Source organism: Bordetella genomosp. 9 (assembly GCF_002261425.1).
GTDB lineage: Bacteria > Pseudomonadota > Gammaproteobacteria > Burkholderiales > Burkholderiaceae_B > Bordetella_C.
This window is the reverse complement of record NZ_NEVJ01000003.1, coordinates 1,825,707-1,849,048: the sequence shown is the minus strand read 5'-3', so window position 1 is coordinate 1,849,048 and position 23,342 is coordinate 1,825,707. Positions and strand designations below refer to the sequence as shown.

Below are 23,342 nucleotides of genomic sequence, written 5' to 3'. Positions count from 1 at the left end.
CAGAACAGGATTCGCGGCTACCAGCGCAGTAGCCGCGGTCCCAGCATGGCGCCCAGCACCGCGGGAATCGCCATGCCCGCCACGTACCAGACCGCCCAGAACGCCACACCCATTTCGGGGCAATGCAGGCAGTAGGCGACCGTGGCGATCGCGCTGGCGAGCAGTCCCGCGATTGCGCCGGCCAGCCTCAGCCGCGTCGGCGCCAGGCCCTTCATCGCCCAGAACACCGCGACAAAGGCGGGCACGGACAACAAGGTGATGTTGAACGGGCATGTCCGCCACGTCGCGCCCAGGATCATGGGCAGGCGTTCCGGCGCGGGCGCCACGGCCAGCACCAGCGCGGCCGCGAGCCACACGACGGCCACCGGTATCGACAGCAATTGCCAACCGCGGACCGCGGGCATGCCGGGGCGCGACAGGCGCGCCGCGGTCAGCAGGGCCGCGGCGGCGACGCATGCGGGGAAGGCCAGCTTCGCCCAGAACAGCGGCGTGACCAGCATTTCGCGGATGTCGGGGCGTATGCCGAAGACCATCGACATCAGCAACACGGCGCCGAGTCCGCCAAGCAGCACGGCCCAGCGATAGCGTCGCGCCAGCGCGCCCCGATCCACGGGGGCGACGTTCGCCGCGAGCAGCGAGATCATGTCATCGGTCTTCATAGCGAGCCTCTTATTTTCGCGGCCAACGCCTTCAGTCCACGGTGCACCCCCACCTTGACCGCGGATTCGGACAGGCCTGTGAGCTGAGCGGTCTCGGCGACCGACAGCCCTTGTAATTTCACATGCAGGATGGGCAGCCGATGCCGATCCGGTAATTGCGCCAGCAGCTTGTCGACGTCGCGGCGCGCCTGCGCGGCTTCTTCATCGGATTCCGCGAAGATCTCCTGCTGGTCGTCCAGCGGTTCATGGCGCCCTTCGTGCCGGGACCGGTGCCGCAGGTAGTCGGCGACCTTGTAGCGCGCGATGGCGTGGGTCCATGCGGTCAGCGGCTGATCGGGCAGATAGGTATGGCGGCCATTATGCACGGCGATCAGGATTTCCTGGACGATGTCCTCGATGTCATCTGGCAGACGGTACAGCCGCTTGCGCAGGAACGCGCGCAGGTGGCTGCCGAGCGCCTGCAGGAAGGCATGATAGGCCCTGGCATCGCCGTCGAGCCCCGCCAGCAGCAGGGCTCTGAGCTTGGCTTCGGCGGATTCCGGCGATCCGTTCTGCGCGGCTGGGTTCATGGCGTGGCGGCTGCTGCCTGGAAAATTTGCGTGATTCTACGCGGGAGGTCGGAAAGACGGTGACGATGTTCGGTGTGCATGAATCAGGGGTGGATGGCTACCAACGCAGGTACCGCGGCGCCATGGCGGCGCCGATGCCGGTGGTCACCGCGATGGCCAGGACGTGCCAGACGCTCCAGAACGACACCGGCATCTCCGGGCAATAAAGCGAATAGACGAGCAGGCCTTGCGCGCCGGCCAGTACGCCCGCGCCGGCCCCCGCTGCGGCCAGCCGGGTCGGGGCCAGGTTCTTGAGCGCGTGCATGGCGGTGGCCAGCGACGGCAAGGACAGCAGCACGACCCCGGCGGTGGTGGTGCGCCACCCGGCGCCGACCACCAGTTGCAAGCGATAGTCGGAGGGCGTCGCGGCCTGGAATCCGGCGGCGACCAGCAGCATGGTGGCGATCGGCGCGATCGCCGTCAGCCACGCCAGCGCGGAAGGCGCGCCGGGACGCGCGAGCCTCTCCGTGAGTTTCAGCGCGGCGGCGATGATGGCCAGCGGAAAGGCCAGCCGCATCCAGAACATGGCGGTCAGCAACTGTTCGGGCATATCGCTGCCGAAGCCGTACAGCGCGACGAGCAGCGCGGTGTTGCCGGCCAATCCGGCCATCAACGCGCGGTTCAGGGTGCGCGGTACGGCATTGCGCGGGACTGGGGCCAGGTTGCCCGCCAGCCGCGTCACCAGGTCCTGGGTTCGCATGGTGGTTCCGTTTCAGGACCGCGGCCGGCGATCGCCGAGCGCATAGTCGATGGAAATGCGGCCGGGGCCCCAGGCGGCGATGCCCAGCGCCATGGCGGCCCAGGTCAGATGCACCGGCCAGCCATCGGGCACGGTCAGCTCGATGATGCAGGTCATCAGCAGCAGGCCGATGGCGGCGAAGCGGGTGCCCAGGCCCAGCACCAGCAGGACGGGGAACATGACCTCGCCGCATCCGGACAGGAAGGCGAAGACCGCGGGCGCGGGAAAGGGGTAGGGACCGCCCGGCAGGTGCAGCTGGAATTCATCAGTGAACAGCGTGATGGCGGTGTCGTTCAGCTGCAGGAATCCCTGCCATTTCAGGATGCCGGATTTCCAGAACGGCACGGCCAGGGCAATGCGCAGCAGCAGCTGCACGAACCAGGGCTGCGCGAGTTTTTCGATCCCGCGCCTGACCGCGACCACGGCCGCGGGCAGGGCGGAAGCGCGCCCATGGGGAGTGGGCGTGGCGGACGCCTGTGGTGTGTCTTGCAGGGCTGACATGTCGTCAATCTCCGTATCGGATGGCCGTGAACACGCCCGCCGAAATCATCCCGGCCAGATTGGCGGCGAGGTCGAACGCGGGCTCGGCATGGAAAGCGGCCGATGCCGACTGGCCCAGCGTATCGCCGGCCAGCAGACTATCGAGGAAAGTGGCGCCGCCGGGCGGCAGGCGGGTCACGATGACGTCGTGGCCGGGGCGCGTGATCAGGGCGTCTTCGGCGTCGCTCGAACACAACGGCGTGATCGGGCCGTCGGTCTTGTTCATGGTGAAGATGGACAGGGCCGGGTAGGGCGACCGCACGATGCGCGCGGCCGGGTGCGGCGCGAAGCGAAGTTCCGCCAGCGCCGCGGGGTGGATGGCGGCCAGGCTGCCGGCGACCAGCGGCGCCGCGTCGGCGGCATGGTAGGCATCGAGCCAGGCGCGTTCGATACGCGCGGTGTCGGCCAGCCAAGGCATGTCGCGCGCATATTCGTAGGCGGCGATGAAGTCGGGAAAATCCCGCCCATACTCGAACAGCAGGGGCGAAGCGGGCGGCGTGGCGCGCACGTGGAAGCGCGCCATGGCGCGGAAGAAATCCACGCCGGTGATGCGCTGGACGGCGGGGTAGATGGCGGCCAGCGCGTCGATCAGGCTGACCGTCACATTGTTGCGGTAGACGTTGTAGCGCTTTTCCATGCCCTTGCCGTGCCGTGCGATCAGGTCGGCGGGCGGCGCGTAGCCGGGGTCGGTCAGGCCCGGCGCGAAAGCGCCGGCATGATCGCGGGATCCTCGTTCAGTCCGCATGGCTGGCTTCCCGCGCGGTATCCGGTATGTGATCCGGCGCGTCATCCGGCATGTGATCGGACACGTCATCCGGCGCGTATCCCGCCATGATGTCGAGCGCCATCTTCGCCTGCGACCGAAGCACGGGCCAGGCCGGCAGGTCGCTGTCCCACTCGATCAGCGTGGGCGTGGGACCGATGCGCCCCAGGACCTGGCGATACAGCGCCCACACCGCATCGGCGATGGGCCGGTCGTGGCTGTCGATCAGCAGGATGTCGTTTTCGTCGTCGCGTTGTTCGTCGTGGCCGGCCAGGTGGATTTCGCCCACGCGATCGAGGGGAAAGCCGTCCAGGTAGGCCGTCGCGGAATAACCGTGGTTGGTCGCCGAGACGAAGACGTTGTTGACGTCCAGCAGCAGCCCGCATCCGGTGCGGTCGGCGACCGCGCGTATGAAGTCGGTCTCGCTCATCGTCGACGAGGCGAAGGCGACGTAGGTCGATGGGTTTTCCAGCAGCAGGGGCCGGCGGATCGCATCCTGCACCTGTTCGATGTGCGCGCATACGTGATGCAGCGTTGCCGCGTTGTAGGGCAGCGGCAGCAGATCGTTGAAGAAGCTGCCGCCATGCGTGGACCAGGCAAGATGTTCCGATACCAGCAGCGGCTCGTAGCGCGCCACCAGGTCCCGGAAGCGCGCCAGGTGCGCGAGATCCAGCGGCTCCGGCCCGCCGATGGACATGCACACGCCATGCAGCGACATCGGATGCCGCTCGCGGATGGCGGCCAGCATCCGATGCGGGGGGCCGCCGGCGCCCATGTAGTTCTCGGCATGGACTTCGAAAAAGGCCTGCCGCGGGTCGTCGGCGAGGATCGCGTCCAGATGTCCGTGCTTGAAGCTGGTGCCGGCAAGCAGGGCCGCGTCCCGCATGGCGCGTTCGAGGGGACGGCCACGCTCGCGCGTCGCCGTCGAACCGGTAAGGGCGTTCATGGCCATCCCCGTTGCGCCTGCGATCAGGACTTGATGGGGGTCAGCGAGCCGTGGCCGCCGCCGGGCACCTGGATGCTGGCGCAGGTGCCGCCCTGCACGAACTTCCACGCGTTGCCTTGGAAGTCCATGGTCGACGTGCCCTGGCACGTCGTGCCGGGACCGGCGGCGCAATCGTTCTGGCCCTTCAGGGCGACGCCGTAGCACTTTTCCTTGTGCGCGGCCACGGCGGCGCTGGCTTCGGCCTGCGTCAGCGGCGCGGCGTGGGCGATGGATGCGAAGATGCTGGCGACGGCGGTGGCCAGCATGGCGGACGTAACGGTGGTTTTTGCGGACATTCGAGCTCTCCAGTGGGTTCGATAAGCAGGTATCCGTCGCGGATACATAAGCTAGTTCGCCCGTGCTGGAGAGCCGGTTACAGGGTAGATGTAAAAAAGCGTCGGCCGTAGCCCTGGGGTCAGGCGCAGCGGGCCAGGTCGGCACCCCACCCGATGTCGTAGGCGCGCGCGAAATCCGGGGCCGGGATCGGCGGGCTGAACAGATAGCCCTGGCCTTCGGCGCAGTCCGCCGCCAGGGCGTCGCGCTGCGCGCAGGTTTCCACGCCTTCGGCGATGGCATGGACGTTGAAGGCGCGCGCCATGTCCAGCACCGCCCGCACCACGGACGCGTCGCGTTCGGATTCGAGCATGCCGTGGACGAAGGACCGGTCGATCTTCAGCCGGTTCAGCGGATAGCGCTTCAGCACCGCGAGCGACGCGTAGCCCGTGCCGAAATCGTCGAAGGCGATGGAGACGCCTTCGTCGTGCAGGCGGCGCAGCATGCCCAGCACCACGTCATCGTGATCGAGCGCGATGTTCTCGGTGATTTCCAGTTCCAGCGCATCCGGCGTCAGGCCGTGGCGGTCGAGCGCCTGCAGGACCTCGCGCGCCAGGTCGCCGACGTGGAACTGGGCGCTGAACAGGTTGACGCCCATGCGAAAGCTCCGCGCGCCGGCGTGGCGCCAGCGGGCGGCCTGCGCGCAGGCTTCGTCCAGCACCCAGGCGCCTACCGAGGCCGCCAGCGGACCGCCTTCCAGGGCGGGCAGGAAGGCGGCGGGCGCCAGCAGTCCGCGGCGCGGATGGCGCCAGCGGATGAGCGCTTCGGCGCCGACCAGGGCGCCATCGCACAGGCGCACCTGCGGCTGGTAGAACAGCACGAACTCGCCATCGGTGACGGCGCGGTGCAGCTCCATGCCATGCAGGCGGCGCGAGGTGGCTTCCATGCGCAGCGCGGGGACGAAAAGATAGGCTTGGCCGCGCCCCACCGATTTGGCGCGCGCCAGGGCCAGGTCGGCGTCGCCGATCAGCTCCAGCGCTTCCTGCGCCTGCAGCGGCGCGACCGCCACGCCGCAGCTGGCGGCCAGGTGCACCTGCTGGCCTTCGGCCGTGACCGGTTCGGACAGGGCGGCGACGGCCTCGCTGGCGAGCGCCATGGCCGGTTCGCGGGCATCGACGTCCGGCACCAGGATGCCGAACTCGTCGCCGCCCAGCCGGGCGACGGTGGCGTCCGGTCCGGCCAGCGCCTGCAGGCGGCGGGCGGCTTCACGCAGCAGCTCGTCGCCGACGCCATGGCCCAGCGTATCGTTGATGTCCTTGAAGTTATCCAGGTCCAGCATCACCACCGTGGCCGCGCGCGGGTGCGTCAGCGTGGCCTCGACCTGGCGGTAGAACTGATTGCGGTTCGCCAGGCCGGTGAGCAGGTCGGTGTGCGCGAGGCGGCGCAGGCTGTCTTCTTCGTGGCGGCGTGCGGTCAGGTCCTGCAGGTGGGCATTGAAGGTGAGGCGGCCGTTCTCGCGCCAGCAGAACAGCGACAGGCCCAGCAGGAAGCGGCTGCCATCGCGGCGCCGGGCGTGCAGCGTGTCGGGCATGACCAGGTCTTCGACCGAGCCGGCGGTAATGGCACGCCGCACCAGATCGCGAAGGACGGCGGCGCTGTCGTCAGCCAGCAGCGCATCGAACATCAGGCCCGGCGGCTGGCCATTGCCGCCGCCCGCCTCATGGCCGTGCAGCGCGGCGGCCGCGCTGTTCCACGAGACGATGCGGCAGTCCTCGTCGAACCACACGACGGCGGTGGGCGAGTCCTTGGCATAGGCATCGAAAGGCCGCCGGGTGGTCTCGGCGGAAACCTCGATGCGGCGCAGCTCCAGGCGGTCGGCCGCCATCGTCGCGAGCTCGCGCAGGCGCTGGCGGTCGTCTTCCGAAAAATCGTGGTGGGGCTTGCCGTCGATGATGCACAAAGCCCCCAGGGGATGGCCCGACGGCGAGCGCAGCGGCACGCCGGCATAGAAGCGCACGCCGGCGCTGCCGGTCACCAGCGGGTTGTCATGGAAGCGATCGTCCAGGGCCGCGTCGGCCACCACCATGACATCGTCCTGGTTGATGGCGTGGGCGCAGAAGGAAACGTCGCGCGCCTTGTCGACGTCCTCGGGAATGCCGGTCTGGGCGGCCAGGAAGACGTGATCGCTGCCTATCATGTTGACCGCCGCCACCGGCATGCCGAACATGCGCGCGGCGATCTGCACGACCGGATCGAGGCTGGGCAAGGCGCGCTCGCTGCCCAGGCCGTATTCGGATAATGCCTGGAGCCTGGCGTCCTCCGCCGCAGGTATCTCGGGGCACTTCATCGGATTCTCCCTTGCCGTTTGCCGGTTCGTGAATCTGCTGCGCTGTCTGGCCGTGCGCGGCGGGTATCGGCCGCCGCAATCTCCTCTATTTATAACATCCAGTAACATTAATGTGTAGCAAATGGTAATTCACGTTCGCGCAGCGCGGCCGGGAGGCTGCGCCGACAGTTCTTTTTTCAGCCGCTCATAGGCCGTATTGCCCAGTTCGAGCGGCGCGGTCTGCCGCGTGAACTCGACGAACTTGCGGGCGTCGCGGCCGACGCGGGCGACGTGGTCCAGATTCAGGATCAGCGACCGCGACGCCTGGAAAAAGGGCGGGGCAGGCAGTTGCGGCCGCAGGCCGCTGAGCGTCCCATGGATAAGCTCCGTGGATCCGTCGGCGCAGCACAGCCTGACGTAATCGCCCTGCGCCAGGACCGCCGACAGCATCCGCATGTCGATGCGCCGCAGCCCCTGCCGCGTGCGCGCCAGCAGGTGGCCCGGCGCCGGCGCGTCGTCCTGGCGGCCGGCGTCCGCGCGCGGGACGGGCGCGGTTGTCTGGCGCAGCCGGGCCAGGGTTTGCGCCAGCCGGGGCGCGTCGACGGGTTTGAGCAGGTAGTCGACGGCGGCGACGTCGAAGGCACGCAGTGCATGGTCCGCATGCGCGGTCACGAAGACCACCGCGGGTGTGTCCTCCAGGTTCTCCAGCACGTCGAAACCGGTGCCGCGGGTCAGGTCGATGTCCAGGAAAATGGCGTGCGGCTTTTGCATGCGGACGGCGCGCCCGGCTTCGTCGCCGGTGGCCGCTTCGCCGACGATCGCGACGTCGGCATGGGTTTCCAGCAAGCGTCGCAGGTAGCGGCGCGCGGGCGCTTCGTCGTCGACGATCACTACGCGAAGCATGGCTCTCCCGTCATATAGAGCCGGGCGACGGTGCGGTCGGCGCGCTGCACCAGGAGAAAGCGGCTGCGTCCGGGGTAGTGCAGCGCCAGGCGCTGGCTCAGGTTGCGCAGCCCCACGCCGTTGGAGGCGCTGTTGAAAGCGCCATTGGCAGTCTGCGCGGTTTCGACGGCGGCGCGGCTGCCCTGGGCGGGGGGCGCCACGGCGTCGCGCGCCAGCGCGGGATGCATCCCGCCCGGGAGTTCGCCGGAGTCGAAGGGCACGTTCAGGATGCCGGGATTGTCCATCTCCACGATCAGGGCATCGCCTTCCCGCCACGCCCGCAGATTGATGGAGAAATGCGGCGTTTCGCCGCGCATGCCGTGCTTGATGGCGTTCTCGGCCAGGCCTTGCAGCGTCATATGCGGGATACGGGCGTCCAGGGACGCCGGTTCGACTTCGCAGCGGTACTCGAAACGGTCGCCGAAGCGCAGGGCCTGGATCCCGATATACGTTTCCAGGGCGGCGACCTCGTCCCGCAGGCGGCAGATGGCGCTGCCGCGCGCATTGAGCGAGTAGCGCAGGTAGGAGGCCAGCCGCCGCGTCATTTCCTCGGCGACGGCGGGGCGGTCGGCGATCTCCGCCACGATGGTGTTCAGGGTATTGAACAGGAAATGCGGCTCGATCTGCAGCTGCAGGTGTTCGAGCTTGAGCTGCAGCGCGCGCGTTTCGGCCTGCATGGTGGACATGCGCTGCGTGCGGGCGTCGAGTTCGGCGCTGACGCCGAAATACACCAGCGTCCAGATGGAAAAAATCCCCAGGTAGTAGATGAAACCCATGGAAAAGCCGTTGCGCGGCACATAGGTGACGGCGCTGGCGGGGAACAGTCCATGGATCGCATCGGCGATCAGGGCGTTGAAGCAGGCGGCCGCCGTGCACAGCAGCGCCGCGATGGCGATGGCCTGCATCTTGCCGGGACCGGGATGCCGGGCGTGGAAGATGGCGCCGGCGCTGGTGGCCAGGAATCCCAGGCTGTCCAGCACCAGCGTCAGGACAAGGGACAGGCCGGCGTGGCCGAAGGCGCCCCAGCGGATGAAGAAGCCGATCGCGGCAAGGCAGAGCCAGCCGATGACCTGGGCGCGCCAGAAACGGGGGCCGGTTTCCCCTGCGCTCAATTTCCGGAAAGTATCCACCGTGTCCGTTTCCAGGAGGTTGTCGGGCGGAGGATCGGGGGAAAAGCTACAACTGTGGAATAAATATGGCGTCCGCCGCGCGTGAAGGATAGCTTTGCCCCCCGCCGGCAACAAGTTTTTCCGCGCGGTGCCGGGCTGATGCGGTCTTTCCGCACGAAATTGCCGCGCCATCAGGCTGTGTTCAGCTTCGCGTGAGAACCTACGGTTACGTGTTTACCCCAGGCAGGTCCCATGGCCACCCCGCAAGCTCCTACTCCCACCCCAACCCCGACCCCCTTGCCCCCGCTGCAGGGTGGCCAGCTCGTGCTGGCGACCCTGGCGGTGGCGCTCGCCACGTTCATGAACGTGCTGGATACGTCGATCGCCAACGTGGCGATACCGACGATTTCCGGCAATCTCGGCGTGTCCGTCGACGAAGGCACCTGGGTGATCACCGTGTTCGCCGCGTCGAACGCCGTGTCCATCCCCTTGACCGGCTGGCTGACCCAGCGGGTGGGGCAGATCCGCCTGTTCGTGGCCTCCATCGTGTTGTTCACGCTGGCGTCCTGGCTGTGCGGCATCGCCCCCAGCCTGCCGGTGCTGCTATTCGCGCGCGTCCTGCAGGGTGCCGTGGCCGGCCCGCTGATACCCATGTCGCAGGCGATCCTGCTGGGATCCTATCCCAAAGAGAAGAGCTCCATGGCGCTCGCCCTATGGGCGATGACCGCCACCGTGGGGCCGATCGCCGGCCCGTCGCTGGGCGGCTGGATCACCGACAGCTACAGCTGGTCGTGGATCTTCTACATCAATATCCCGGTCGGGATATTCGCCGCCCTGGTGACCTGGAGCATCTATCGCCGCCGCGAGACGCCCACACGCAAGCTGCCCATCGACCTGGTGGGACTGCTGCTGCTGATCACCTGGGTCGCGGCCCTGCAGATCATGCTGGACAAGGGGCGGGACCTGGACTGGTTCAATTCGTCCCTGATCGTCGGCCTGGGCGTCACGGCGGTGGTCAGTTTCACCTTCTTCCTGATATGGGAATTGACGGAGGAGCACCCGATCGTCGACCTGCGGCTGTTCGCCCAGCGCAACTTCAGCGGCGGCACCATCGCGATTTCCATTTCCTACGGGGTGTTCTTCGGCAACCTGGTGCTGCTGCCGCAGTGGATGCAGGAGTACCTGAACTACCGGTCCATCGACGCCGGCCTGGCGATCGCGCCGCTGGGCATCTTCGCGCTGGTGCTGTCGCCTATCGTCGGCAGGCTGCTGCCCAAGTCGGATGCGCGCATCATCGCCACGGTCGCCTTCATCTGCTTTGCCGGGGTGTTCTACATGCGGTCGTTCTACGTGACCGACATCGACGTCTGGCACCTGGTGTGGCCCACGCTGCTGCAAGGCATACCGATGGCGCTGTTCTTCGTGCCCCTGACGGCGATCATCCTGTCGGGGCAGCCCCCGTCGCGGGTGCCGGCGGCGGCCGGCCTGTCCAACTTCGTGCGGGTGTTCTGCGGCGCGGTCGGCACATCGGTGGCGGGGACGGTGTGGAACAACCGTACCGTCCTGCACCACGAGCGCCTGACAGAGGTGGCCAATGCGTCCAATCCCCTGTTCAGCCACGAGATCGAGTCGCTCCGTTCGCTGCTGCACCTGGATACGCGGGCGGCGCAGACCTTGTTCGACGTGAATCTCAATGCGCAGGCGGCGATGATGGGGCTGAACGATATCTTCTACGTATCGGCGCTGATCTTCCTGCTGATCATCCCGCTGATCTGGATCACGCGCCCGGCCAAGGGCGGCGGCGGTGCCGACGCTTCCGCGGCGCATTGAAGGCGGCGCGCGGCATGGCGGGGCGGGGCGCCGCGCCCCGCGTACCCGCAGGCCGCCGGCGCGTCATATCCAGGCCACGGCCTTGCCCACCTGTTCGCGGGCCTCGATGCGCGCGTGACCCTTGGGGATGTCCTCGAACGCATAGCGGTCGGTGATCGCTATCGTCAGGCCGCCGTCCAGGATGGCGCCGAACACCGCGTCGGCGCGCCGCTGCACGGTGGCGGCGTCGGCCATGTGATCGGCCAGCCGCGGCCGCGTCAGGTATAGCGAGCCGGCTTCGCCCAGTTCATAGGGGTCCAGGTCCTTCACCGACCCCGAGACGTTGCCGTAGTTCACGATCAGCCCGCGCGTGCGCGCGGCGCGCATGCTGTCGCGCAGCGTCGCCTTGCCCAGGGAGTCGAACACCACGTCGACCCCGCGTCCGCCCGTCAGCGCGCGCACCTGGTCCGCGAACCCGCCGTCGGCATAAGGCAGGGCCTCGTCGGCGCCGCGTTGCAGCGCCACGGCGCGCTTGTCGTCCGTGCTGGCCGTGGCGTAGACCGATGCGCCGATGCGCCTGGCCATCTGGATCAGGATCTGCCCGATGCTGCCGGAGGCCGCATGGACCAGGCAGCTGTGGCCGCGTTCCAGCCGGGCCACGTCGTGGACCAGATAATGGGCGGTGCATCCCTGGAACATGGCGGACGCCGCCGTATCGAAGCCGATGGCGTCCGGGATGACGGCCGCCAGGCGGGCCGGGATGGCGGCATATTCGGCGAAGCTGCCCCAGGCGACGCACCACGCCACGCGTTGTCCCGCGGCGGGGTGCGTCACGCCCGGACCGGTGGCCACCACGACGCCCGCGCCTTCCATGCCCAGCGTGCAGGGGATACGGACGGGATAGGTGCGCGAGTCCGCGTACTTTCCCTGGCGAGTATGGATGTCCATGAAGTTGACGCCCGCGCAGGCGACCTTGACCAGGACTTCCCCCGCCTGTGGCACGGGGACGGGTGCGTCGTCGCGCATCCGCACGACCTCGGGCCCACCGTAGGTTTCGATGGTGATGGCGCGCATGGTGGTGGTCATGGGGCTGGGGGTCTCCGTGGTTTTCCTGTCCTACAACAGCGCGGTAAGTTCGTCGATGGCGGGAAGCGTGTCAAGCGCGTTGACCAGCTTGACGATACGTTGCGCGGACTGCGCCGGCATGCGTCCGGCCACGTTGGCGAAGAATTTCTCCTCGACTTCTCCGGGCGACACGGCATTCTCCGGGCTGCCGCGGCGATTCCATACCTCGCGCGACAACACGTCGCCAGACCGCGTGAGCACCCGGACCGTGGCCGCGTGGCGGAAGGCCGGCCCCTTGTTTTCGATTCGTTCGTCCTCGAAAGGATGGATGCGCTGCATGAACGCCATCACCGCCGGGTCGCCAATGCGTGTGTCGTCGTAGTCGTCGACCGTCAGGCTGCCGCGCAAGGCCAGCACGGACAGGCCGTAGAACAGGTTCATCTGCGCCGCCGTGACGCTGACGGGACGGTAGGGCCAGGCGACATGGACGTAGGTCATATGGCCGCAGCCCACCTCGATGCGCTCGATATCGTCCGGCCGCAGCCCGTGCGCGGCCTGAAGATCCCTGTAGGCATCCAGCGCGGCATGCATGCTGGTGACGTTGGGGTACATCTTGAAGCCGACTTCGCCGGCTTCCCATTGCGTGCCCAGGCCTTCCGTCAGCCGTTCGTTGCGAGGAGCCGTCGAAAAGCTGCTGAGGAAGCCGCCGTAGTCCGCTTCCAGGATGTTCTCGATACCCGTGAACCCGCGCTGCGCCAGATAGGCGGCATAGACGCCGCTTTGCGCCGCGCGTCCGGCGTGCAGGCGCTTGACCATGGCGCCTTCCTGCGCCGCCATCAGGCCAGCTCCCATCGAGCCCGCGATGCCGAGCGCGTGCGTCATCGCGCCCGCGTCCAGGCCGAGCATCCGGCCCGCCGTCGCGGCGGCCACGAAAGTGCCGGTGACGCCTTGCGGATGAAAGCCGTTCAGGAACAGCCGTGTGGTGGCGGCATTGCCGACCCGTGTGCCGACTTCATAGCCGGCGACGATGGCCGCCAGGACTTCCCGGCCGCTCACGCCCGGCATGGTCTGGGCCAAGGCCAGCGCGACGGGCACGGCCAGCGAGTTGGGATGCAGGATCGACTCCTTGTGGATGTCGTCCATCTCGAAGGCATGGCCCGCGGTGGCGTTGACGAGGACGGCCTGCGACACCGACGTGCGTGCCTCCGGCGCGCCCTGGTGGCCCCACAGGGACGCGGCGGGATGGCCGCCTTCCGCCATCGCCATGTCGGCGACGTGGCGCGTCCATGGCAGCGTCGCGCCGTGCAGGCTCACGCCGATGCCGTCCAGGACGTGCAGTCGTATCTGTTCGACCAGCGCGCGCGGCAGGTCTTCGAAGCGCAGGCGGGCGGCGAACGCCGCCAGGCGCCGGGTCGGCGAGGTGCCGTCGTGCGCGGTGGCGGCGGCGTCGGGGGATGTGGGAACGGTCGGCGTGGTGTGCATGGGAATCCGTGTATCGCGTAGTGTGTGGAGCGTTCTATTCCGGCTTGATGCCGGCGGCGGCGACCGCGTCGTGCCAGCGGGCCGTTTCCGTCCTGATGAACTGGCCCAGGTCGGCCGCCTTGACGGGCAATGGGTCGTGCGCCGCCGCGGCGAGCGACGATTCGACGACCTTGCTGCTCGCTGCCTGGCCGAACGCGCCGGTCAGCTTTTGCACGATGGGCGCCGGCGTTCCGAGCGGCGCCAGTACCGCGTTCCAGGCATACACCTGGAAGCCGGGCACGCCCTGTTCGGCCACGGTGGGCACGTTGGGCAAGCCGGGGTCGCGATCCAGCGTCGATACCGCGATGGCGCGCATCTTGCCCGCCTTGACGAGCGGCAACAGCGATCCGCCGGAATCGAACAGGGTCTGGACTTCACCTCCGATCAACCCATTCAGCGCGGCCGGCGACCCCTTGTACGGAACGTGGAAGGCATCGAGGCCGGTCGCCGACTTCAGCATCTCCATGGCCAGATGGGACGTGATGCCGATGCCGCCGGAACCGAAGCGCAACTGGCCGGGGTGCGCCTTGGCGTAGGCCAGCAGTTCCGGCAGCGTGCGCACCGGCAGGTCGTTGTTGACGACCAGGAACAGCCGGCCGCGCGCGATCGGCGCAACGGGTACGAAGTCCTTGGCGGTGTCGTAGCTCAGGTGCGCATAGAGCGAAGGGTTGATGACCATCTGCCCCGACGTGCCGAACAGCAGCGTGTAGCCGTCCGGCTCGGCCGCCTTGACGAACTGCGCTGCGACGATGCCGTTCGCGCCCGCCTTGTTGTCGACGATGATGGGCGTGCCCAGGCTCTGCTGCAATGCCGCGGCATAGGCACGCGCGATCACGTCGGTGGTCTGGCCGGGCGGAAAACCCACGACGAAACGGATGGGCCTGGCCGGCCAATTGTCGGCGGCGCGCGCCAGGCCGGGAAGCAGTTGCGCGGCCGGAAGCGCCAATGCGGCGGCGGCCGCCTGCAGGAAGGCGCGCCGCGCGGACGCGGGTTGTTCGCGGGCCATCGATGCCGCGGCGCCGGTCGATTCTTTATGCATGTGATGTCTCCTCTCTGGACCGGAATGCAGTCTAGACACCCACTTTGTGCCTGTCTAATATATTGAACACCTTTCCACAATACAAATTTTGTATGGAGCGCCGCCATGGATCTGCGTCATCTGCGTTATTTCGTCGTCACGGCGGAGGAACTGCATTTCACGCGCGCGGCGCAGCGCATCGGTATCGCGCAGCCGCCGCTGACGTACCAGATCAAGATGCTGGAACGTGAACTGGGCGCGCGCCTGTTCGATCGGCAACCGGGCAACGTGCGGCTGACCGAGGCCGGCAGCGTGCTGCTCGAAGACGCGCGAGAAATCCTGGATCGTGTCGGCAAGGCCGCGCTGCGGTGCAAGCAGAGCGCGCAGGGCCTGGTGGGGCGCATCGGCGTCGGCTTCACGGAGTCGGCTTCCTTCTGCGCGGAAGTCACCACCGCCCTGCATCGATACCGGGACCGCTATCCCCACGTCGAAATGACCCTGGAGGAAAACCGCTCGGTGCAACTGGTGCAGTCGCTGCGCCAGGGCCGGATCGATATCGCTTTCGTGCGCCTGCCGATAGGGATGGACGACACGGTGCGCTTCAGGCTGATCTCGACAGAACCCATGGTGGTGGCGTTGCCGCGCAAGCACCGCCTGGCGCGGCGCAAGGCTCTGGGCCTGGAAGAGCTGAAGGACGAACCGTTCCTGCTCTATCCGCGGGCGACCCGCTTCGGCCTGTCCGACATGATCGTCACGGCTTGCGAAGCGCTCGGCTTCAGCCCCAGGATCGTGCAGCACGCGCCGCAGATTTCTTCCACCATCAACCTGGTGGCCAGCTCGTTGGGCGTGACGGTCGTGCCGGCGTGCATGCGCCACGCGCGCATCGACGACGTGCGCTACGTGCCGCTCAAGGAAACGGACCTGCGTGCCACGCTGGGCATCGCGTATCGATCGGGTCCGCTTGCGCCCGCGGTGGCCAACCTGCTGGCCATGGTGCAGACCACGCCTTATGAAGAAGCCGGCCCCGGCAGGCCGGCCGCCGCTGGCAAGACATGATTTTTTATCATGCGGCCTCTGCGTTTATTTGGCTTGCGCCCCTTGCGATGTAGCCGGAATATTCGCCACGCATCACAACAATAACGATCTTGGAGACAGAGCATATGGACACTCACGCCCCCGATGGCGCGGCGCGGGGTGCCGCGCGCCCGCCCGACGCCGGAGCCGCGACAACCCCGTCTTCCGCCGCCATGCCGGCCGCCCCGCCCAACCGCCAATCCAACGATGAATACGCGCTGCAGGTCGCGGCACGCCTGGATCGCCTGCCGTATTCGAAGACCGCCAGGCACTTTGTTTTCCTGATTTCGATCGGCGCGATATTCGAGCTGTACGACCTGTTCATGACAGCCTACATCGCGCCGGGCCTGGTCAAGAGCGGGCTGTTCGCCACCAGTTCGCTGCACTTCTTCGGCCTGAGCGGAGTCGGCTTTTTCGTGTTCTGCACCTTCGCCGGCATGTTCGTCGGCACCATCTTCTTCGGCTTCATCGCGGACCGCGCGGGGCGGCGGGCGATCTTCACCGTGTCGCTGGTGTGGTATTCCCTGGCCACCTTGCTGATGGCGTTCCAGCATACGGCTGGCGGTGTCGACCTGTTCCGTTTCATCGCTTCCATCGGCCTGGGCCTGGAGCAGGTGACCATCGACACCTTCATCCCCGAGCTGGTGCCGCCGAATGCGCGTGGACGGGCATTCGCCCTTTACCAGTTCATCGAGTTCCTGATCGTGCCCGTGGTCGCCTTGCTGGGGTGGCTGCTGGTGCCGCTGCGAATCTTCGGCCTGGATGGCTGGCGCTGGGTCGCCATCATCGCGTCGGTGGGCGCCCTGGCCGCATGGTGGCTGCGCCGCGCACTGCCGGAAAGCCCGCGCTGGCTGGCGATGCACGGCCAACGTGACCGCGCCGAGCGCATCATGCGGCAGATCGAGGCCAGCGCCGAACGCGAGCTGGGGCATCCCTTGCCGCCTGCCCAAGTGCCGGCATCGGTGCGCATCGAATCGAAGGGACATTTCTCCGAATTGCTGCGGCCGCCGCATCGCAAGCGGCTGATCGTCATGTCGGTGTTCAATCTGCTGGCGGTGATCGGCTTCTACGGATTCAGCGCCTGGGTGCCCACGCTGTTGATCGCCAAGGGCGTGGAGATTACGAAGAGCCTGCAGTATGCCTTCATCATCGCGATCGCCAACCCCTTCGGTCCGCTGCTGGGCCTGCTGGTCGCCGACCGCATGGAGCCCAAGTGGCAGATCGTGTGCGCCGGCGTGGGCATAGGCGTGTTCATGGTGCTGTTCGCCATGCAGGTCAGTCCGGCCGCGGTGATCGTGTTCGGCGTGCTGGTCACCTTGTCGAACAACTGGCTCTCGTTTATCTTCCACAGTTACCAGGCGGAGCAGTTCCCGACGCGCCTGCGCGGCCGCGCCGTGGGTTTCGTGTACGGCTGGGGGCGCGCCAGCGCCGCCATCGTGGGACTGCTGATCGGCTTTTTCCTGGGCGTCGGCGGTACGCCCGGCGTGGCGGCTTTCATGGGCATCGCCATGGTGCTGATGATCCTGGTCATCGCCCTGTTCGGCCCGCGCACCTTGCGCCGCCCGCTGGAGGAGATATCGAGCTGATGGATACGCAAGACGAAGATCGACGCTGGATGGTGCCGGACGTCGCGCCGCTGATGGTGACGGGGGCCGGCGGCGTGCGGCTGGCGGCCTACGAGTGGGGCAATCCCGACGGCAAGGAGATCCTGCTGATACACGGCGTGGCCCAGTGCCACCTGTGCTTCGCGCCGCAGATCGCCAGCGAACTCGCCACCGAGTTCCGCATCGTGGCCGTCGATCTGCGCGGCCATGGCGCCGCCGACAAGCCCCTGGATGCGGCGGCCTACCAGCATCACAGCCACTGGGCGGACGACATCGCCGCGGTCCTGGAAGCCAAGCGCTTGCGGCGGCCCGTGGCCGTCGGCTGGTCCATGGGCGGCCGGGTGCTGCGGCAATACCTGATGCGCCATGGCGACCGCGCGCTGGGCGGCGTCAACTTCGTCGGCTCGCGCGTGATCGAAGACGCGCGTGCCGTGGGCCCGGCCACGCCCACGGCGCAGCGCGTGGCGGCGTCGACGGTGTCGCAGGAGGTCGAGCACACGATCGCCTTCCTGGACGCGTGCTACTACCGCCGGCCGGCCCTTGCCTTGTACGAGCGGGCCCTTTGCTACAACGCCATCGTGCCGGTGCCGGTACGGCGCGCGGCGGCCGCCTGGCACACCGATCCGGACGAAACCATCCAGGCGCTGCGCCAGGTGCGCGTGCCCGTCCTGGTCACGCAGGGAACGCGGGACGCCGTGGTGCTGCCCGAGGCCGCCCGCATGATCGCCGAGGCCATTCCGCACGCGCGCATATCCTGGTACGAGGACTGCGGGCATTCGCCATTCCAGGAGTTCCCGGAACGGTTCAACCTGGAGCTGGCGGCCTTCGTGCGCGGAATCTGAGTCCTACGCCGCGGCCCACGCCGGCTCGCGTTCGCGCGCCGCGATCCAGACGGGCAGCTGCGCGGCGGGCATCGGGCGTCCGTACAGATAGCCTTGCAACTGGTCGCAGCCGATGCGGCGCAGCGTCGTCGCTTCCTGTTCGCTTTCCACGCCTTCGGCGACCACGCGCAAGCCCAGTTCGTGGCCCAGCTCGATGATGGCCTTGACCACGGCGATGTCCGCCGGCGCATCGATCATGTCGCGCACGAACGTCTTGTCGATCTTCAGGCGGTCCAGCGGGAAGCGGTTCAGATAGCTCAGGCTGGAATAGCCGGTGCCGAAATCGTCCAGCGACAGGCGCACGCCCAGGGCACGCAGGGCATGGATGGCGTCCAGGTAGCTTTCGGCCTGGCCCATCAGCACGGTTTCGGTGATCTCCAGTTCCAGCCATTCGCCGGAGATCTCGTGTTCGGCCAGGCTGGCGCGCAAGGTCTCCAGCAATTCCGGTTCGCGCAACTGGATCGCGGACAGATTGATGGAAATGCGCAGGTTGCCCATGCCCTGGTCGCGCCAGGCCGCCAGATGCCGGCAGGTTTCCTGGATGACCCAGGTCCCGATGGGAACGATCAGGCGGGTTTCCTCGGCGATGGGAATGAAGCGCGCGGGCGGCACGCTGCCCAGTTGCGGATTGGTCCAGCGCAGCAGCGCTTCCGCGCCCACGGTGGCGCCGGTCGTGGCGTCGATGCAGGGCTGGAACACCAGCGAAAGCTCGCGATGCTCGACCGCCGTGCGCAGGCCGGCCTCGATCGCCAGCCGCATGCGCGCGCGTTCGGCCATGTCGGGCGTGAAAAACTTGAACTGGTTGCGGCCGCCTGCCTTGGCCTGGTACATGGCGGCGTCGGCGTTCTGCATCAGGGTGTCGATGTCGGTGCCGTCGTCCGGGTACATCGCCACGCCCACGCTGCAGGAGACCTGCAAGGTCACGCCGCCGATCTCGTGCGGCTCGCGCACCAGCGGGATCAGGCGATCGGAAATCAGCTGTTCGACGTCGGCGCGCGTGCCGACGTCGGCCAATATGATGGTGAATTCGTCGCCGCCCAGGCGGCTCACGGTATCGCGCCCGCGCACGGCCTGCAGCAGGCGGCGCGATACGGATTTCAGCAGGCCGTCGCCGATGTGGTGGCCCAGCGAATCGTTGATGTCCTTGAACCGGTCCAGGTCGATGAACAGCACCGCGCAACGCCGCTCGGTGCGCGGGCCATCGTCCAGCGCGCGCCCGAGTTCCTTGGTGAAGAGGGCGCGATTGGGCAGTTGCGTCAGCACGTCATGCTCCGCCAGGAAGCGGATGCGCGCCTCGCTTTTCTTGCGGTCGGTGATGTCGATGACGGTGCAGATGTAGTGCGATACGACGGCGCCCTTGTCGCGCACGGCGTTCACCATCAGCCAGGCGGGAAAGTCGCCGCCCTGGCGGCGCCGCACCTGTGCTTCGCCGCTCCAGGTGCTGGCGCGCTCCAGGTTGGCCGCCAGGTCCTTCAACAGAGGCTCGCTGGCATTGTCGGCGACGATGAAGTCCGGCGTCTTGCCGACCACGTCGGGGGTGGAAAAGCCGGTCGATCGGTAGAAGGACGCGTTGGCGCTGAGCAGGGTGCGGTTGGCGTCCAGGATCAGGATGGCTTCGGACGACGCCTCGAAGACCTTGGCCCAGAGCTCCAGGCGCTGCTCCATCAGCTTGATCTGGTTGATCGGCGTGAACGCCGTCAGGACGGCATCGCGGCCCTGGAATTGCAACCGCCGCGCCGACAGCATGGCCCAGGTGGGTTCGGCGCCGGCCTTCCACAGGACCTCGAATTCATCGACGGCATCATGGTCGGACAACTGCTGGAAAAAGCGGGCGCGCACGGCCGATTCCATGCCGTGCATCCACGGGTCCACCGTGCGTCCGCCCAGCCAGGCCAGCGCGGGCTGATTGGCATGCAGCACTTCGTGTCCCGGCACCGCCGTGACCATCATCGGGACCGGCGTCGCTTCCACCAGCGATTGCTGGGCGGCGGCGGCGCGGGCGGTGGCGGCCAGCTCTTTCTGGACGTCGCGCTCGCGGTCCAACTGGCCCAGCATTTCGTTGAAGCCACGCACCAGCTGGCCGATCTCGTCCTGGCTGTCCCACGACGCGCGCTGCGTGTGGTCGCCGGTGCGCCTGACGCGGTCCATCACCCGCGCCAGATGGCGTAGCGGGCGGGAGATCTGCTGGGCCACGAAATACACCATGCCCAGGATGCAGAACAACAGGAACAGCGCCGTACCCAGGTGCAGCCACATGCGCGAGTACAAGGCGCGCACGCGCGCATGCAGCAGGGCATCCAGGTAGACGCCCGTGGTGAGCCACACGTCCCGCACGGCGGTGACGACATCGCGCTGCGAATTGCGGGCCAGGGCGACGTCGCCGCCGTCCAGCGCGGCGCGCGCGGCCAGCCGGTAGGCGTCGATCGACTCCAGCAGGTTGTCCATGCCGGCGCCGATCTCGCGTCCAAGGTCGCGATTGGCCGCCCGGCCTTCGGAGAAGTCGGAACGCAGGCCTTGCAGCACCGCGTCCAATTGGCCTTCCAACAGCAGGTAGCGGGCGCGCGCGTCGTCGCGCGAACGGATCGTCGGGTCGCCGCCGGCCAGCAGCTTGCCTATGCCATGCAGCGCATCCAGCAGCGCGGGATAGCGCAGGATGGACAGCGACATCGCGTAATAGCTGTCCAGATCCGGGTCCAGGATCAGGTTGGACTGGTTGCCGATCCGCGTGATCAGGGCGCGGCTGGCATCCACCGCGCGGTCGATGGCCGGCTGGCCGGGCTGCGGAGCGGGGTTCAGGCCGATGAGCGCCAGGCGCAAATTTTCGTTGAGGCGGGCGCTTTCCATGCGCGCGCCGTAGCGGTCCTGCGCGTCGGCCAGTGCGTCGGCGGTCCGCGTCAGGTTTTCCATCGGGACGCCGTGTCCCGTGCTCGTCAGCGAGACGTCGATCAATGCATCGCGCACCGTCGCCACATAGGCGCTGCCCAGGATCTCCTTGTTGGAGAAATCGATGGACAGGTACTTCTCGTGTATCAGGATGCCGCTGATAAAGACGACGGCGCTCAGATCGAGCAGATAGATCAGCAACAGCTTGCGGCCGACCTTGAGCCGCGCCAGCAGGCGAAAAAAGATATGACGCTTCATCCTTGGCCAAAAGCGCGGCGCCGGGCCGCGTTCCCCATGTTGGGCGCGGTGTCGCGCCGCCGCTCGCCCCGCGGGGCAAGGGTTTGTACGTTTTGAAATCTTATGAGGCTAGTTATAACGCAGTGCGGCAAAGGGGGATAGCCGCGCGTAGGCCCTGTCGTGCGATTCAGACAGTGGCCGGCGCGGGCTGCACTATGTCGGTGCAGCCCGCGGCCTTTCGAAGTCTACATCACCAGCGAAAGGCCATATGTCAGGATCAGGCCCATGACCGCCAGGATGGTTTCCATGACGGACCAGGTCTTGATGGTCTGGCCCACGGTCAGGCCGAAATACTCCTTGACCAGCCAGAACCCGGCGTCGTTGACGTGCGAGAAGAACAGCGAACCGGCGCCGATCGCCAATACGACCAGGGACAGATGATTGGGCGGCAGGTTGCCGGCCAGCGGCGCGACGATGCCGGCGGCGGTTACGGTGGCGACGGTGGCCGAACCCGTGGCCAGGCGGATGAACACCGCGACGATCCAGCCCAGCACCAATGTCGACAGTCCCGTGGCCAGGGCGATCTTGGCGATGGCCGCGCCAGTGCCGCCGTCCACCAGGGCCTGCTTGAAACCGCCGCCGGCGCCGACGATGAGCATGACGCCCACCACCGGGAGCAGGCTCGCGGCGATCTTCTTGCCGAGCACCGAAATGTTGAAGCCGACCGATGTGCCGAAGGTCACCATCGCCAGCAGGACCGCGACCAGCAGGGCGAATACCGGGTCGCCGATGAAGTCCAGGACATGGCGTGCCGGCGCGTTCTTGTCCATCCAGATGTCCGCGCCGGCCTTGACCAGCATCAGCACGATGGGCGAAAGCAGGGTGATCAGCGTGACGGCGAAGGAGGGCGCGCGGGCGGCTTTGACATCGGCGTCATCCGCACCGGCGCGATCGTCGGCCGACGCCGCGGTGTCGCGGTCGGAGCCGGTCACGGCCAGGCCCGCGCCGGCGGCGCCGATGGGGACCATGCGCGCGGCCAGCATGCCGAACAGCGGGCCGCCGACGGCGACCGTGGGGATGGCGATCAGCAGGCCCAGCGCCAGGGTCACGCCGACGTCCGCGTGCAGGATCGCGATGGCGGCCAGCGGGCCGGGATGCGGCGGAATGAACCCGTGCAGCACCGACAGGCCGGCCAGCGCGGGGATGCCCAGCCGCATGGCGGGCCCTTTCGATTTATGGACGGCCAGCATGACGACCGGAATCAGCAGCACCAGCCCGATCTCGAAAAACATGGGTATGCCGATGATGCTGGCGACCAGCGCCATTTTCCATGGCAAGGCGGCGGGGCGGCCACGCAGGATGCGCTCCACGACCTGGTCGGCGCCGCCGGAATCGGCCAGCAGCTTGCCCAGCATGGCGCCCAGCGCGATCAATACGCCGACGTAGCCCAGCACGCCGCCTACGCCCGCTTCGTACGATGCCGTGACCTTTTCCAGCGGGATGCCCGAACCGACGCCCACGAACAGCGCGCCTATGGTGAGCGCGATGAAGGCATGCAGCTTCAGCCAGACGATCAACACGACCAGCAGCACGATGCCGATCGCGGCAACGATCAGGACCTGGGTGTCGTGGGACGTCAACACGGTGGACGGGCTCATGGGTTTTCCTTTTTTTCTGTTGTCGTATTCAGGCCCAGCGTCTGGATGATGGTGTTGGCGATGGCCGAGGGCGCCGGTCCGATGTCCACGCGGACGGCGGGTTCGTCGGCCGTGGGTTCCTGCAGGGCGTCGAACTGGCTGTCCAGCAGGGTGGGGGGCATGAAGTGGCCGTGGCGGGCGGCGAGGCGGGCCGCGATGGTCTCCTTGGACCCGGCCAGGTACACGAACTCCACGCCGTGGCCGCGCCGGTTGATGATGTCGCGATAAGGACGCTTCAGCGCCGAGCAGGTAATCAGTCCGTTTTCACCGGCATCCAGGCGCGCTTCGACCCACTGCGCGACTTTTTCCAGCCAGGGCGCGCGGTCTTCGTCGGTCAGCGGGTGGCCCGCATGCATCTTGTCGATATTGGATTGGGGGTGCAGGGCGTCGCCTTCTTCGAAAGGCCAATCCAGACGGCCCGACAGAATGGCGGCCACGGTGGTCTTGCCGCAGCCCGATACGCCCATCAGCACCAGGACCACCGGTTTGTCGATGGAATTGGCCATGCCTCTACCCTCCCTAGCATGTTGGTGTATCCCGCCTTCAGCTTGTGGTCAGTTGGGCGGGTTCCATAAAGGTTAGCTCATCTGTGGATGAACAGGCGAGCCG

At 67.5% G+C, this 23,342-nt stretch carries 20 protein-coding genes; 4 read left to right on the top strand and 16 right to left on the bottom strand.

Annotation, left to right across the window (positions count from 1 at the left end; translation table 11 throughout):
• Nucleotides 1–17: 17 nt before the first annotated feature.
• From CAL26_RS19450 to CAL26_RS19405, 10 genes are all read right to left on the bottom strand, one after another.
• Nucleotides 18–659, bottom strand: coding sequence for a DUF1109 domain-containing protein (locus tag CAL26_RS19450; protein WP_094848402.1), 642 nt, complete (start codon nucleotides 657–659; stop codon nucleotides 18–20).
• Entirely contained in the window at nucleotides 656–1,228 is a 573-nt protein-coding gene (locus CAL26_RS19445) for a sigma-70 family RNA polymerase sigma factor (RefSeq protein ID WP_094848401.1), read from the bottom strand. The genes CAL26_RS19450 and CAL26_RS19445 overlap by 4 nt, the downstream gene beginning before the upstream one ends.
• Nucleotides 1,229–1,325: 97 nt before the next feature.
• Nucleotides 1,326–1,967 carry a DUF1109 domain-containing protein gene (locus tag CAL26_RS19440; RefSeq protein ID WP_094848400.1) on the bottom strand — a complete coding sequence of 214 codons (642 nt, stop codon included), beginning with the start codon at nucleotides 1,965–1,967 and terminating at the stop codon, nucleotides 1,326–1,328.
• Between the two features lie 12 nt (nucleotides 1,968–1,979).
• Nucleotides 1,980–2,507, bottom strand: a complete 528-nt coding sequence (locus tag CAL26_RS19435) for a DoxX family protein (RefSeq protein ID WP_094848399.1) — start codon at nucleotides 2,505–2,507, stop codon at nucleotides 1,980–1,982.
• 4 nt (nucleotides 2,508–2,511) lie between these two features.
• Nucleotides 2,512–3,291 (bottom strand): HvfC/BufC N-terminal domain-containing protein, encoded by a 780-nt coding sequence (locus tag CAL26_RS19430; protein ID WP_094848398.1) that lies wholly within the window; start codon nucleotides 3,289–3,291, stop codon nucleotides 2,512–2,514.
• Entirely contained in the window at nucleotides 3,281–4,195 is a 915-nt protein-coding gene (gene bufB / locus CAL26_RS19425; protein ID WP_094849980.1) for an MNIO family bufferin maturase, read from the bottom strand. Before bufB ends, CAL26_RS19430 begins: the two co-directional genes overlap by 11 nt.
• Before the next feature lie 83 nt (nucleotides 4,196–4,278).
• Nucleotides 4,279–4,590 carry a BufA1 family periplasmic bufferin-type metallophore gene (locus CAL26_RS19420; protein WP_094848397.1) on the bottom strand — a complete coding sequence of 104 codons (312 nt, stop codon included), beginning with the start codon at nucleotides 4,588–4,590 and terminating at the stop codon, nucleotides 4,279–4,281.
• 119 nt (nucleotides 4,591–4,709) lie between these two features.
• Nucleotides 4,710–6,914, bottom strand: coding sequence for a putative bifunctional diguanylate cyclase/phosphodiesterase (locus tag CAL26_RS19415; RefSeq protein ID WP_094848396.1), 2,205 nt, complete (start codon nucleotides 6,912–6,914; stop codon nucleotides 4,710–4,712).
• A 129-nt stretch (nucleotides 6,915–7,043) separates the two neighbouring features.
• The gene (locus CAL26_RS19410) at nucleotides 7,044–7,796 is read right to left on the bottom strand and encodes a LytR/AlgR family response regulator transcription factor (protein WP_094848395.1); all 753 of its coding nucleotides are present in this window, start codon (nucleotides 7,794–7,796) and stop codon (nucleotides 7,044–7,046) included.
• Nucleotides 7,784–8,947, bottom strand: a complete 1,164-nt coding sequence (locus tag CAL26_RS19405; protein WP_179283397.1) for a sensor histidine kinase — start codon at nucleotides 8,945–8,947, stop codon at nucleotides 7,784–7,786. The genes CAL26_RS19410 and CAL26_RS19405 overlap by 13 nt, the downstream gene beginning before the upstream one ends.
• A gap of 249 nt (nucleotides 8,948–9,196) precedes the next feature.
• Between CAL26_RS19405 and CAL26_RS19400 the strand changes: the two genes are divergently transcribed.
• Nucleotides 9,197–10,774: a DHA2 family efflux MFS transporter permease subunit gene (locus tag CAL26_RS19400; protein WP_094848393.1), complete on the top strand. Its 1,578-nt coding sequence runs from the start codon at nucleotides 9,197–9,199 to the stop codon at nucleotides 10,772–10,774.
• A 63-nt stretch (nucleotides 10,775–10,837) separates the two neighbouring features.
• Here CAL26_RS19400 and CAL26_RS19395 read toward each other — a convergent pair whose 3' ends face one another.
• From CAL26_RS19395 to CAL26_RS19385, 3 genes are read right to left on the bottom strand one after another with little or no spacing between them, the layout of a single operon-like run.
• Entirely contained in the window at nucleotides 10,838–11,827 is a 990-nt protein-coding gene (locus tag CAL26_RS19395; RefSeq protein WP_094849979.1) for a quinone oxidoreductase family protein, read from the bottom strand.
• A 42-nt stretch (nucleotides 11,828–11,869) separates the two neighbouring features.
• The gene (locus tag CAL26_RS19390; RefSeq protein WP_094848392.1) at nucleotides 11,870–13,300 is read right to left on the bottom strand and encodes an MmgE/PrpD family protein; all 1,431 of its coding nucleotides are present in this window, start codon (nucleotides 13,298–13,300) and stop codon (nucleotides 11,870–11,872) included.
• A gap of 34 nt (nucleotides 13,301–13,334) precedes the next feature.
• Nucleotides 13,335–14,378 (bottom strand): Bug family tripartite tricarboxylate transporter substrate binding protein, encoded by a 1,044-nt coding sequence (locus CAL26_RS19385; RefSeq protein WP_256988532.1) that lies wholly within the window; start codon nucleotides 14,376–14,378, stop codon nucleotides 13,335–13,337.
• Between the two features lie 105 nt (nucleotides 14,379–14,483).
• Between CAL26_RS19385 and CAL26_RS19380 the strand changes: the two genes are divergently transcribed.
• The 3 genes from CAL26_RS19380 to CAL26_RS19370 all read left to right on the top strand — a co-directional run bounded on the left by CAL26_RS19380 (nucleotide 14,484) and on the right by CAL26_RS19370 (nucleotide 17,877).
• Entirely contained in the window at nucleotides 14,484–15,413 is a 930-nt protein-coding gene (locus CAL26_RS19380; protein WP_094848391.1) for a LysR family transcriptional regulator, read from the top strand.
• A gap of 104 nt (nucleotides 15,414–15,517) precedes the next feature.
• Nucleotides 15,518–17,017 carry an MFS transporter gene (locus tag CAL26_RS19375; protein WP_256988531.1) on the top strand — a complete coding sequence of 500 codons (1,500 nt, stop codon included), beginning with the start codon at nucleotides 15,518–15,520 and terminating at the stop codon, nucleotides 17,015–17,017.
• Nucleotides 17,017–17,877, top strand: coding sequence for an alpha/beta fold hydrolase (locus CAL26_RS19370; protein ID WP_094848389.1), 861 nt, complete (start codon nucleotides 17,017–17,019; stop codon nucleotides 17,875–17,877). Before CAL26_RS19375 ends, CAL26_RS19370 begins: the two co-directional genes overlap by 1 nt.
• 3 nt (nucleotides 17,878–17,880) lie before the next feature.
• Here the strand turns inward: CAL26_RS19370 and CAL26_RS19365 are convergent, their stop codons facing one another.
• The 3 genes from CAL26_RS19365 to CAL26_RS19355 form a co-directional block, all read right to left on the bottom strand.
• Nucleotides 17,881–21,057, bottom strand: a complete 3,177-nt coding sequence (locus CAL26_RS19365) for an EAL domain-containing protein (protein WP_094848388.1) — start codon at nucleotides 21,055–21,057, stop codon at nucleotides 17,881–17,883.
• Between the two features lie 224 nt (nucleotides 21,058–21,281).
• Nucleotides 21,282–22,694: a GntT/GntP/DsdX family permease gene (locus tag CAL26_RS19360; protein ID WP_094848387.1), complete on the bottom strand. Its 1,413-nt coding sequence runs from the start codon at nucleotides 22,692–22,694 to the stop codon at nucleotides 21,282–21,284.
• Nucleotides 22,691–23,239, bottom strand: a complete 549-nt coding sequence (locus tag CAL26_RS19355) for a gluconokinase (protein WP_094848386.1) — start codon at nucleotides 23,237–23,239, stop codon at nucleotides 22,691–22,693. Before CAL26_RS19355 ends, CAL26_RS19360 begins: the two co-directional genes overlap by 4 nt.
• Nucleotides 23,240–23,342 lie beyond the last annotated feature (103 nt).